Source organism: bacterium (assembly GCA_026708015.1).
Lineage (GTDB): Bacteria > Actinomycetota > Acidimicrobiia > Acidimicrobiales > Bin134 > Poriferisocius.
The window spans coordinates 72,263-83,987 of sequence record JAPOVT010000018.1 but is presented as its reverse complement, the minus strand read 5'-3'; the positions used below and the strand labels follow the sequence as shown (position 1 = coordinate 83,987).

The 11,725-nt window shown below is 65.0% G+C and carries 12 protein-coding genes; 11 read left to right on the top strand and 1 reads right to left on the bottom strand.

Going from position 1 to position 11,725, the window contains the following annotated elements; translation table 11 throughout:
* Window positions 1-19: 19 nt before the first annotated feature.
* From OXG30_03970 to OXG30_03960, 3 genes are read left to right on the top strand one after another with little or no spacing between them, the layout of a single operon-like run.
* Window positions 20-613 (top strand): histone H1-like repetitive region-containing protein, encoded by a 594-nt coding sequence (locus tag OXG30_03970; GenBank protein ID MCY4134054.1) that lies wholly within the window; start codon window positions 20-22, stop codon window positions 611-613.
* Window positions 603-1,172 carry a signal peptidase II gene (gene lspA, locus OXG30_03965; protein MCY4134053.1) on the top strand — a complete coding sequence of 190 codons (570 nt, stop codon included), beginning with the start codon at window positions 603-605 and terminating at the stop codon, window positions 1,170-1,172. Before OXG30_03970 ends, lspA begins: the two co-directional genes overlap by 11 nt.
* Window positions 1,162-2,118 carry an RluA family pseudouridine synthase gene (locus OXG30_03960; protein ID MCY4134052.1) on the top strand — a complete coding sequence of 319 codons (957 nt, stop codon included), beginning with the start codon at window positions 1,162-1,164 and terminating at the stop codon, window positions 2,116-2,118. The genes lspA and OXG30_03960 overlap by 11 nt, the downstream gene beginning before the upstream one ends.
* Window positions 2,119-2,130: 12 nt before the next feature.
* On the opposite strand, the gene OXG30_03955 is transcribed toward OXG30_03960, so the two are convergent.
* A complete protein-coding gene (locus OXG30_03955) occupies window positions 2,131-2,574 on the bottom strand; it encodes an Rrf2 family transcriptional regulator (protein MCY4134051.1) in 444 nt (147 codons plus the stop codon).
* Window positions 2,575-2,634: 60 nt separating this feature from the next.
* Between OXG30_03955 and OXG30_03950 the strand changes: the two genes are divergently transcribed.
* The 8 genes from OXG30_03950 (at window position 2,635) to OXG30_03915 (ending at window position 11,723) form a co-directional block, all read left to right on the top strand.
* Entirely contained in the window at window positions 2,635-3,822 is a 1,188-nt protein-coding gene (locus tag OXG30_03950) for an alkaline phosphatase family protein (GenBank protein ID MCY4134050.1), read from the top strand.
* Between the two features lie 43 nt (window positions 3,823-3,865).
* Entirely contained in the window at window positions 3,866-4,366 is a 501-nt protein-coding gene (locus tag OXG30_03945) for a DUF2587 domain-containing protein (protein MCY4134049.1), read from the top strand.
* A 159-nt stretch (window positions 4,367-4,525) separates the two neighbouring features.
* Window positions 4,526-8,053, top strand: a complete 3,528-nt coding sequence (gene dnaE / locus OXG30_03940; protein MCY4134048.1) for a DNA polymerase III subunit alpha — start codon at window positions 4,526-4,528, stop codon at window positions 8,051-8,053.
* 153 nt (window positions 8,054-8,206) lie between these two features.
* Window positions 8,207-8,875: a hypothetical protein gene (locus tag OXG30_03935; GenBank protein ID MCY4134047.1), complete on the top strand. Its 669-nt coding sequence runs from the start codon at window positions 8,207-8,209 to the stop codon at window positions 8,873-8,875.
* Window positions 8,876-8,901: 26 nt separating this feature from the next.
* Window positions 8,902-9,489, top strand: coding sequence for a nitroreductase family protein (locus tag OXG30_03930; protein MCY4134046.1), 588 nt, complete (start codon window positions 8,902-8,904; stop codon window positions 9,487-9,489).
* Window positions 9,490-9,549: 60 nt separating this feature from the next.
* Window positions 9,550-10,038 (top strand): nuclear transport factor 2 family protein, encoded by a 489-nt coding sequence (locus tag OXG30_03925; GenBank protein ID MCY4134045.1) that lies wholly within the window; start codon window positions 9,550-9,552, stop codon window positions 10,036-10,038.
* 68 nt (window positions 10,039-10,106) lie between these two features.
* Window positions 10,107-10,496 carry an OB-fold domain-containing protein gene (locus OXG30_03920; GenBank protein ID MCY4134044.1) on the top strand — a complete coding sequence of 130 codons (390 nt, stop codon included), beginning with the start codon at window positions 10,107-10,109 and terminating at the stop codon, window positions 10,494-10,496.
* Between the two features lie 24 nt (window positions 10,497-10,520).
* Entirely contained in the window at window positions 10,521-11,723 is a 1,203-nt protein-coding gene (locus OXG30_03915; protein ID MCY4134043.1) for a thiolase family protein, read from the top strand.
* The last annotated feature ends 2 nt before the right edge of the window (window positions 11,724-11,725 follow it).

Below are 11,725 nucleotides of genomic sequence, written 5' to 3'. Positions count from 1 at the left end.
GGCTACACTCCCGCCTGCGATGGCTGCCAAGAAGACCGCGACCAAGAAGGCTGGGGACAGCAAGTCCGCCGCGAAGAAGCCCGCGGCCAAGAAAACCGCGGCCAAGAAAACCGCGGCAAAGGCAACTACGGCGAAAAAGCCTGCGGCCAAGAAAACCGCGGCAAAGGCAACTACGGCGAAAAAGCCTGCGGCCAAGAAAACCACGGCAAAGGCAACTACGGCCAAGAAGCCTGCGGCGAAGAAACCCCAGTTCGACAAGAAGTACCTGGACAAGCAGCGGCGGCTCCTACTGGAGGAACGCAACCGCTACATCACATCGGCCACTCGCCTCAAGGCCGAGGCTGATTCCCTGGTGGAGGAACGTGAGCCGGGAGATGTCCAGTTTGACGAGGAATCAGGCGAGGGCGACACCCTGGCGGTGGAGCGGGAGCGGGACTTGGCTCTCAGCGCCCATGCCCGCGCCGCAGTCGACCAGATTGACGCCGCCTTAGCCCGTATCGATAACGGTACCTATGGCATCTGCCTGGTCTCGGGCAAGCCGATTCCCCGCCAGCGGCTCAATGCCATTCCGTGGGCGGCGGAGCGGGTTGAGCACAAAGCCGGTGGGTTCTAGAGCCGTCACTCCCGCCGAGACAAAGCACCGATCTCGTCGCCACAACCTGGTCTTGCTGGGGGTGGCGGCTTTTGTGGTGGCCGTTGACCAGTTGACCAAATGGTGGGCGCTGGTGGCTCTCGACGACCGAGACATAGACCTGGTATGGACCCTGCGGCTGCATTTGATCCACAACACCGGAGCGGCCTTCGGGCTGGGCCAGGGACTGGAGGCGGTGATCGCGGCGATAGCGCTGGTGTTCGTGGTCGTGGTGGCCTGGGCCAGCTGGGGCGGCCGCCGGTTGTCGCTGCCGCCGGTGCTTCTGGGCATGATTCTGGGCGGGGCGATCGGCAACCTGGCCGACCGGGTCTTGCGAGCCGGCGACGGGTTTCTCGGCGGGGCCGTGGTCGACTTCGTCGATCTTCAATGGTGGCCGGTATTCAACGCCGCCGACTCCGCCATCGTGGTGGCCGGGGTCATCCTTGTTCTGACCGCGCCCCGCTATCGCCAGCCGGAAGGCGAGCCCCATGGGGCCACGAGCGGAGGCGACACAGAGCTAGATCCCTCCAATGGGCACTAGCGGGGTTGTTCCCGACCCATTGGCGGGCGAGCGCCTCGACCGGGTGGTGGCGCTGGTGTGGGAGTGCAGCCGGGCCGAGGCCGCCCGGCTGATCGACCAGGAGAAGGTGGCCGTCAACGGCAATCCCGCCGGCTCCCGGTCCCAGAGGTTGGCGGCCGGTGATCACATCTCCCTCTTCGAGGCGCCCACGGTCGGCCCGGCGGCGTTGGAGCCCGATCCATCGGTGGAGCTGGATGTGGTCCATGTCGACGAGCATGTGATCGTGGTCAACAAGCCAGCCGACCTGGTGGTCCACCCCGGATCGGGCAATGCCCACGGGACGATGGTGCACGGCTTGCTGGCCCGGTATCCCGAGATCGCCGAAGTGGGGGAGCCGGAACGTCCTGGGATTGTCCACCGTCTCGACCGGGGCACCTCGGGTTTGTTGATGGTGGCCCGTACGCCTTCCGCTTATCATGCTCTGTCCGCGGCGCTGGGCCGACGAGAAGTACACCGGGGCTACGTCGCCCTGGTGCAGGGGTTGCCGGCCGATGATCGGGGGGTGATCGATGCCCCGGTGGGCCGATCCACTCGCCACCCCACCAAGATGGCAGTGAAGGCCGACGGCCGGCCGGCCACTACCCACTACCGGGTGACCGACCGCATGGCGACCGGTTCTGGATCCCAAGACGGGCCCCAAGATGCGCCCGTCCCCTATGACTCGGCCCGTCTGGAGTTGCGCCTGGAAACCGGGCGCACCCACCAGATTCGGGTCCATCTAGCGGCCATCGGCCACCCGGTTTTGGGTGACTATCTCTACGGAGGCCCCGGTGCCCCTGGCATCAACCGTCCCGCCCTCCATGCCCACACCTTGGGTTTCGACCCCCCCGAGAGCGGCCAGCCCCTCCGATTCGAAGCCGAGCCTCCCGAGGACTTCTCCCTTCTCTACCGGCTGCTTAGCGGGTAGAGGTGCTCAGCGTCAGTCTGATCCCGGCCAAGGGAGGAGGCCATTGGCGGTCTTGGCGATGTCATCGAGGGTGTAGTCGCTCAGAAGGTCGTGCATGATGTCGCCCGCATGGGTCCAGATGGCCAGCAACACGCATTGACCTTCGTGGTCACAGGCGCCGTCTTGGTGGGGTTCGCCGAAATCGCCCAGCACGATGGGACCGTCCACCGCGCTCACGATCTCGCTCAGTTTGATTTCGGCGGCGGGGCGGGCCAGCGCGTAGCCGCCCCCCGCCCCCCGCTTGGACCGGACCAGTCCGGCGCCTTTGAGGGCTTGGAGAATCTGCTCCAGATAGGGCTGGGGGAGTCCGGTGCGCTCGGCGATGTCCCGTACCGAGGTGGGACCGGATTCGTCGGCGTGCAGGGCCAGCGACAGCAGCGCCCGGCTGGCGTAGTCGCCTCGAGTCGACACCCTCACGAGCCATCACACTACTTCTCAATCTTCTCCGCATGGTCGAGCCGGTAGTTTGAAGGTCGAATGGGAAGCCCCAGCCAGCACAACGAGCCAACCGCCGGCGGTCCGGCCACCGGCTTTCCGGTGCTGCCCGACTACCGGGGTTCGTGTCTGAGCAACGTGATGCCAGCCCTGCTCGGTCCTCCCGATGCCGCTGAATGGCTGCCCGCACCGGTTCGTGAGGCCAAGGCGGTGGTTCTGTTGCTGATCGACGGGATGGGCTGGGAGCAGCTCCAAGACCGGGCCGAGCTGGCCCCGGTGATGTCGGCTATGGAGGGAGGCCCCATCACCACGGTGGCCCCGACCACCACCACCACGGCGCTGACATCGCTGGTCACCGGGGCGGCGCCAGGCGAGCACGGATTGATCGGCTACCAGATCTACATCCAGGGGCAGGTGCTCAACGCCCTGCGGTGGACCGTGGGCCCCAAGTCATCGGATGCCCGCAAGACCATCGTGCCCGAGCAAATCCAAACCCGGCCCGCATTCTTTGGACGACGAGTGCCGGCAGTAGGGCGAAGCGAGTTCCAGGGAACCGGCTTTACCCGGGCCCATCTCGATGGAGTGGACCACAAGGGGTACAAGCTGACCAGCTCCATCGCCGTGGAGGTGCAGAAGCTGGTGGAAGGGGGTGAGCCGCTGGTGTACGCCTACTACGACGGACCAGACCGAATCGCCCACGAGTACGGATTCGGTCCCTACCTGGACGCCGAATTCGCGGAGGTGGACCGCTTGGTGGCGCAAATCCTGGTCGTACTGCCCTCCGATGCGGCCCTGCTGGTGGTGTCCGACCACGGACAGGTCATGGTGGGCGACAACAAGGTGGAGCTGGCCCGCGACGTGCTGGCCCTGACCGCGGTGACTTCGGGAGAAGCCCGGTTTCGCTGGCTCCACGCCCGGCCCGGGCGAGCCGGTGAGCTCAAGGACGCGGCTGGCGAGCTCTACGGCCGCCATGGTCTGGTGGTCGAGCGGCAGCAGGTGCTGGACGAGGAATGGTTCGGCCCCTACGTCGGCCCGGAGGCCCGCTCTCGAATGGGCGACGTGGCCCTGGTGCCCTGCGACCCGGTGGCTTTCGTCGAGCCCAAGCCCGAGCGCCGAAGCGCGGCTGGGGGAGGGACCAGGCCGGTGTTTGAGCTGCTGGGCCGGCACGGATCGCTGACCTCGGCCGAGATGCTGGTTCCCTGTCTGGCCGCGTCCGGCACCAGAGCGTGACGGTGTTGTCCGACGCCGGCGGTTAGCCGGTAGATTTCCAGCCATGGCAGACATCCCACAGCCGGTTCCGGTCGAACCCACCGAGGTTATCCGCGAAGGACCGCTGGCCGAAGGTGATTCGGATGAGCCGTTGTCGGCCGGGGAGGCCATTGAACAGCCGGCCAAGGTGATGAGGGTCGGAACCATGATGAAGCAGCTCTTGGATGAGGTGCGCCAGTCGTCCCTTGATGAGTCCAGCCGCGATCGTCTGAGAGACATCTACGCCACATCGATCGAAGAGCTGGGCTCGGCGTTGTCTCCTGACCTGCGCGAGGAGCTCGACCGGCTGATTCTGCCCTTTCCCGAGGACCACCCTCCCAGCCAGGCCGAGCTTCAGGTGGCCAAGGCCCAGCTGGTGGGCTGGCTGGAGGGTCTCATCCAGGGCATCCAGGCCGCCTTGTTCGCCCAACAGGTGTCGGCCCAGCAGCAGCTGGCCAACATCCGGGCCGAGCTGCCTCCCGGTGTTCAGCCGCCAACCGAACGCAGGCCGGGCACATATCTGTAAGACCCCTGTAACCAGGGGAGAGACGCCAATTCGGCAGAGGGCAGCATGCGTCCCCCGGTCTTGGTATGGTCAGGGTAAGGCCAAACCACAAGCCTGTAGTTATCCACAGGCAGGCCGCCAACACGCACAGACCATCCACAAACAGCCCACAGGAGCGCCGTGTCCAGTTCCTTCACCCACCTCCACGTCCACACCGAGTACTCAATCCTCGACGGTGCCTCCCGGGTGAGCGATCTGGTCAAGGCAGCCGCGGCCGACGGACAGCCCGCCCTGGGAATGACCGATCACGGCAACATGTACGGGGTTGTCGACTTCTACCGGACTTGCCTCTCTGAGGGCATCAAGCCGGTCATCGGTACCGAGGCCTATATGGCCCATGAGAACAGGAGTGAGCGGCCACCGAGGCGAGGCAAGGTGGACGACAGCGGGGGCAGCACTGAGGGAGGGCAGAAGATCTATTACCACCTCACCCTGCTGGCCGAGAACAACACCGGGTACAAGAACCTTATCCAGCTCTCCAGTCGGGCCTTCCTCGAGGGCTACTACTACAAACCCCGGCTCGATTGGGAGCTGTTAGCCGAGCACAGCGAAGGGCTGATTGCCTCCACCGGCTGTTTGGGCGGCCACGTGCTCCAAGCCCTTCTACGCAATGACTACGACGATGCGGTGGCCAAGGCGGCCCGACTTCAAGACATATTCGGCAAGGACAACCTGTTCGTGGAGATCCAAGACCACGGCATCCCCGAGCAGCAGCGCACCAACCCCGAGCTGCTCCGACTGGCCCGCCAGATCAATGCCCCCCTGCTGGCCACCAACGACAGCCACTACACCCACCGCCATGATGCCGAGGCCCACGATGCTCTGCTGTGCGTGCAGACTGGCTCGCTGGTGAGCGACCCCGACCGATTGAAGTTCGACGGCAGCGAGCACTACCTCAAGACGGCGGCGGAGATGCGCCATCTGTTCTCCGACCTCAGCCCGGCGTGCGACAATACGCTGTGGATCGCGGAGCGGGCCGACGTGGAGATCGAGTTCGGCAAGCCGCAGCTTCCCGACTTTCCCATCCCCGACGAGTACGATAACGCTGACGACTACCTTCAAGCCCTGACCTTGGAGGGGGCCAAAGCACGGTGGGGCGAACCGCTGTCGGAAGAGGTGGCCGACCGGCTGGCATTCGAGCTTAAAGTCATCTCCGACATGGGCTTCTCCTCCTATTTCCTGATCACCTGGGATCTGATCCGCTACGCCCGGGAGCGGGGCATCCGCGTCGGTCCCGGGCGGGGCAGCGCGGCGGGATGCGCGGTGGCCTACTCCCTGCGCATCACCGATCTGGATCCCATTCGCTACGACCTGCTGTTCGAGCGTTTCCTCAACCCGTCGCGGGTGTCCATGCCCGACATCGACATGGACTTCGACTCCCGCTACCGAGACGAGATCATCCGCTACGCCACCCACAAGTACGGCGAAGACCATGTGGCCCAGATCATCACCTTCTCTACCATCAAGGCCCGGGCCGCGGTGCGCGACAGCGCCCGGGTGCTGAACTTCCCCTACGCGCTGGGCGACAAGCTGGCCAAGGCCATGCCCCCGCTGGTTTTGGGGCGGGACACCCCGCTGTGGGCCTGCCTCGAAAAAACCGAGGAGTACACCGACGGCTACACGGCGGCCGCCGAACTGCGGGAGATGTACGACAGCGAAGAGGACGCCCGCAAGGTGGTCGACGTGGCTCGGGGCCTGGAGGGCCTGCGCCGCCAGGACAGCATCCACGCCGCCGCGGTGGTGATCACCAAAGACCCGCTCACCGAGCACCTCCCCATCCAGCGCAAGGCATCGCCGGGCCAGACCCTTGAAGAGGCCCCCATCGTCACCCAGTACGAGATGCACGCGGTGGAGGATTTGGGCCTACTCAAGATGGACTTTCTGGGCCTGCGGAATCTCGACGTGATCGAGGACGCTGTCGGGCTCATCAAGCAATCCCACGGCGTGGACCTCGACATCGACAATGTGCCGCTGGACGATGCAGCCACCTACGAGCTGCTGTCCCGGGGCGACACCATCGGGGTGTTCCAGCTGGAGAGCGGTCCGATGCGCTCGCTGATCCGATCGCTTGAGCCCACCTGCTTCGACGACGTGGCCGCCCTGGTGGCCCTCTACCGGCCCGGCCCGATGGCCGCCAACATGCACAACGACTACGCCGACCGTAAGAACGACCGCAAGCCGGTGCAGGTGTTCCACGAGGATGCCGCCGACATCCTGGGCGACACCTATGGGCTGATGATCTACCAGGAGAGCGTCATGCGGGTGGCCCAGCGCTTCGCCGGCTATTCGCTGGCCGACGCCGACAACCTTCGCAAGGCCTGCGGCAAGAAGGACCGGGCGCTGATGGCCAAAGAGCGCGACAGCTTTGTGGAAGGGTGCGAGAAGAGCGGATACGGCTCAGAGCTGGGGACCCATCTCTTCGACATCATCGAGCAGTTCGCCGACTATGCCTTCAACAAGAGCCACTCCTACGGCTACGGGCTCATCGCCTATCAGTGCTCCTTTCTCAAGGCCCGATATCCGGTGGAGTACATGGCCGCGCTGTTGACCAGCGTCAAGAACCGGCTGGAGAAGGCCGCTGTCTACCTGGCCGAGTGTCGGCAAATGGGGATCACCGTCGCGCTGCCCGACGTGAACCTCTCGGAGTCGGACTTCGCGGCCATCAGCGCCTCAGACGGTGAGAGAGCCATCTCCTTCGGGCTCTCCGCCATCCGCCACATGGGTACGGGCACCGCGCAGATGATCCTCGACGACAGGAGGAAGAACGGCCCGTTCGACGACTTCTACGACTTCTGCTCCCGGGTCGATCCGATTGTGCTCAACAAGGGCGTGGTCGAGGCCCTCATCAAGGCGGGCTGCTTCGACTCATTCGACCATCCCCGACAGGGGCTGCTCAACGTGTCGGAGACCATCGTGCGCCGCTGCATCCAACAGCAGCGGGAGCGCAGCCAGGGCATCATGAGCTTGTTCGGCGAGGGCAGCGAAGAGAGCTTCGATGAGCGCATCGAGATCCCCAACGTCGAGTTCGACAAGGCCCGCAGACTGGCCGCCGAAAAGGAGATGCTCGGGCTCTACGTGTCCGACCACCCCATCATGGGCATGGAGGGAGTGCTGGCCCGCAAGACTACCCATCGGATCGACCAGCTGTCTGAAGTGGAGGAGGGCACCTCGGTGAAGGTTGGCGGGGTGGTGAGCAACTTGCGGAAGCGATGGACTCGCAAAGGCGACCAGATGGCGTCATGCGATCTTGAGGACTTGTACGGAACCATGGAGGTCACCCTGTTCCCCCGGGCCATGGAAGAGCACGGCCACAAGCTGGCTGACGACTTGGTAGTGGTTTTCGAGGGGCGCCTCGACCGGCGCGACGACGAGCCCAGCCTGATCTGCTTTTCCGCGGAGCCCATCGACCCCGCCACCGCGAACGGGCGCTCGACGGTGAGACTGCATCTGGGGGTTCGCACCATCACGCCGGAGCGGATCGACTCCCTGAAGTCCATTTTCGCCAACCACCCGGGTAAGGCTGAGGTTTTCCTGGTGGTGGGCGACGACAAGGCGATCAAGCTCTCATCGGAGTACGGGGTAGACGCGGGTAGCGGGCTGATCGGCGAGTTGCGGGAGATGCTGGGGGAGCACGCCGTAGCGGTGTAAGCGGGCAAGCTGGGGTTTTGCCAGAAGCGGTCCTTACTGAAAACCCTGATGGTGCTGCGGGTTTGCGCGCCTACCGAAGCGATTGATGGACTATAGGGGTGCCCACGGGCCGACAACTGTGGGGGAACGGCGAGCAGAAAGGGCGAGCAGCGCATGGCAATCGACGTCGAAACCAAGGACTGCACAGCGGTTACCGACGCTGAGCTGGCCGAAATGGCCGACATGTGTGCTGATGGTTGCAACCCATTCTCGGTGGGGCTGCTCTCCAAGCAAGCCGAGGAGTGGGTGCTGATATCCACCGCTCGGGAGAACGGCAAGCTCCGGGGATTCGCCTTCTCCACGCTGGAGCGCATCGGCGGGACCCCGAGCGTATTGGTGGGGTTGGCTTCGGTGGCTCGAACCTCCAAGCGCAGCACCGTTCTCCGCCAGCTCATCGAAGCACAGCTCCATCGGGCGCTGATGGCCTTCCCCGACGAGGACGTGCTTCTAGGCACCCAGTTCGACAACGCCGGCGGGTTCGAGGCGTTCAAGACCTTGGTTGAGATCGTTCCCCGTCCGGGACACAAGGCCTCCGGGGAGGAGCGGGCCTGGGGTCGCCGCTTGGCCAAGCGGTTCAGCATCAGCGCCTCCCGGTATCTCGACCGCGACTTCCGGGTGGTGGGCGACAGCGGCCAGGCCTGTCTGCTGGACTACGAGACCGTCAAGCCCGAGGGTATCGATCCCGAAGTGGAGGCCCTGTTCGACAAGGTGGACCGCGACGGCGGCGACACCATGATCGCCTTCGGCTGGATCATGGCCGAAGACCTGCTCAAGTACACCTGAGCCAAATACCGCCCAATCGGCGGCCCATGTGCCGCAACTATCTTCCCGATCCGCTGTCTGAGGGGCTAGTGGCCGAATTGCTCGACCAAGCCCGACGGGCACCCTCGGCGGGAAACACCCAGGCAGTGGAGTTCTGCGTGGTCACCGACCCCGGGCGGTACTGGCGCCTGACCCTCGCGCCGGAGCGACGAGCCGAGTTCCCCTGGCCCGGCCTGCTGATAGCCCCCGTGCTGGTGGTGGCACTCACCGACCCTCAGCGCTACGTGGAGCGCTATGCCGAGCCCGACAAAGCCCATACTGGACTCGGCGACAGCACAGAGGTCTGGCCAGTGCCATACTGGTGGGTAGACGCCGGTATGGCAGTGCAGAGTCTTCTGCTGGGAGCGTCGGCCGAGGGCTTGGGCTCCTGCTTCTTCGGCGCCTTCGAGCACGAAGAAGCGTTGCGGGCTGGACTCGAGCTGCCCGCAGGACATCGCATCGTGGGAACAGTGGCACTCGGCTACCCAGCCCCCGACCGCTCCAGCCACTCCGCAAATAGACCTCGCCGCCCGCTTGAAGAAGTGATTCACACCTATCCCCTTCCCACTAAGGAGAGGGGTCAGACGACTAGCTAGGGTGGGGTGGGGTAGCTCCAAAGCAACACTGATCAAGAAAATCGTCTACCGTTCCCGCCCATGAGCATGCCTGACCCCGGCGACCGCCTGGCCATCGAAGACGTCATTGTCCGCTACACCATCGCCATTGACGAGAAGGACTGGGACCTTCTCGACACGGTCTTCACCCCCGACGCCCATCTGGACTACTCCTCGTCGGCCCCCGGCGTGGACGACGCCAACGCCGACTATCCCACCGTCAAGCGCTGGCTCCAGACCGCGCTGTCCATCTTCCCTATGACCCAGCACATGGTGGGCAAGACCTACATCCGCAGATGGGACGGCGACACTGCCCAGTGCACGACGCTGTTCCACAATCCCATGGGCATGCCCGTCGACGGCGACGGGAAGTTCGACCTCAGCGGGTCGGGGCTGCACATGTTCTACGTGGGCGGTTGGTACCACGACACTGTCGCCCGGACCCCCGACGGATTCCGCATCGTCAAGAAGGTGGAAATCGGGGGCTACATGGAGGGCGGGTTCCCCGACGGATTCGACATTCCCCAGTAGCCGACTATCGGCTCGCCAGCCCGGCGCAGTTGGGCCGGTACATCAGGTGCTGAGGTAGTATTCCCGTCGTGCAGATTCCTCTTGTGGACTACCTCGTCTTGGGCGATGAGCCCCACTTGCAAGCCAACGAATGCGCCAATTGCGGCGCTCGTTTCTTCGGCCGGCGCAACGCCTGCGCCAGTTGCGGCCACCGAGAGTTCAAAGAGGTTCGAGTAAGCGACACCGGCACGCTGCGGACCTTCAGCATCGTCTACCGAGCCGCCCCCACCATTCCCACGCCGTACGTCTCGGCCATCGTGCTCACCGACGACGGCACCTCGGTTCGCTCCAACCTCATCAACATTGAGCCCGATCCCACCAAGATCTCGCTCGGCATGAAAGTCAAGCTCGACACCTATGTCGTGGGCACCGACGACGATGGTCAAGAGGCCGTCGCCTTCGGCTACGCCCCGGCGTGACGACCAATCAATAGGAGGCCGAAAATGGCACAAGACATCTGGGTTCTGGGAACTCACATGACGGCGTTTGGCCGCTACCCCGACCAGGATGCGGTGGATCTGGCCAGCGCGGCCGCCTTGGGCGCGCTCGACGACGGCGGGGTGGCCATCTCCGACATGGACCTGCTGGCCTGCGGGACCCTGTTCCATGCCAACGCTGGCATGGGCCAGCAAGTGCAAAAGCAGATCGGCCAGACCGGCATACCGGTGTACAACGTGTCCAACGCCTGTGCCACCGGGGCCACCGCCCTGCGCACCGTGATCATGGCCATCCGGGCCGGAGAGGCCGAAATGGGCCTGGCCATCGGCGTGGAGCAGATGGGCAAGATGGGCCTTCTGGCCGGTGGCGCCCGCAAAGAGAAGAACGTGTATGAGCCGTCGGGCCGCTTCGGGGCGGTGATGCCCACCGACGGCATATTGGGCACCGACACCATGCCCGGCGTGTTCGCCCAAGCGGGCATGGAGTACGCCAACGACAACGACGGGGTGGGCTTTGAGCAGTTCGCCAAAGTGGCCCAGAAGAACCACGCCCACTCCACGCTCAACCCCCTGGCCCAATACCAGAAGGAGTTCAGCCTGGAAGAGGTGATGGGCTCGCCCATGCAGAGTTACCCCAACACGCTGCTGATGTGCTGCCCCACCGGCGACGGGGCCGCGGCCTGCGTGCTGGTGGGCGAGGAGCGCTTTGCCACCCTCAGCCGCGAGCAGCAGTCTCGGGCGGTGAAGATCTCCGCCTCGGTGCTCACCACCGACCCATATGTGGAATCCGGTGCCATGCAGCCCGACGTGAACACCCTCACCCGCAACGCCGCACAAACCGCCTACGAGCAGGCCGGAGTGGGCCCTGAAGACCTCAGCCTGGTGGAGTTGCACGACTGCTTCGCCACCGCCGAGCTCATCCACTACGACAACCTGGGGCTGTGCGAGCCGGGCGGCGCCGGCGACTTCATCGACCGAGGCGCCCCGTGGCGCGACGGCGACACCCCGGTGAACGTGTCCGGAGGCCTCATCTCCAAGGGCCATCCCATCGGCGCCACCGGCGTGGCCAACGTGTACGAGGTGGCCACCCACCTGCGGGGCGAGGCCGGCGACCGCCAGATCGAAGGCGCCAACGTGGGCCTGGCTCACGTGATCGGCCTCGGCTCGAGCTGCGGCGTCCACATCCTGGAGAAGAGCGGGATCAGCTGAAC

Bases quoted from the DNA above. Each gene is read 5' to 3' on its own strand.
- OXG30_03930 (MCY4134046.1), top strand. From the start codon at position 8,902: ATGTGCCGCAACTATCTTCCCGATCCGCTGTCTGAGGGGCTAGTGGCC.
- OXG30_03915 (MCY4134043.1), top strand. From the start codon at position 10,521: ATGGCACAAGACATCTGGGTTCTGGGAACTCACATGACGGCGTTTGGC.
- OXG30_03935 (MCY4134047.1), top strand. From the start codon at position 8,207: ATGGCAATCGACGTCGAAACCAAGGACTGCACAGCGGTTACCGACGCT.
- OXG30_03960 (MCY4134052.1), top strand. From the start codon at position 1,162: ATGGGCACTAGCGGGGTTGTTCCCGACCCATTGGCGGGCGAGCGCCTC.
- OXG30_03945 (MCY4134049.1), top strand. From the start codon at position 3,866: ATGGCAGACATCCCACAGCCGGTTCCGGTCGAACCCACCGAGGTTATC.
- OXG30_03950 (MCY4134050.1), top strand. From the start codon at position 2,635: ATGGGAAGCCCCAGCCAGCACAACGAGCCAACCGCCGGCGGTCCGGCC.
- OXG30_03970 (MCY4134054.1), top strand. From the start codon at position 20: ATGGCTGCCAAGAAGACCGCGACCAAGAAGGCTGGGGACAGCAAGTCC.
- OXG30_03925 (MCY4134045.1), top strand. From the start codon at position 9,550: ATGAGCATGCCTGACCCCGGCGACCGCCTGGCCATCGAAGACGTCATT.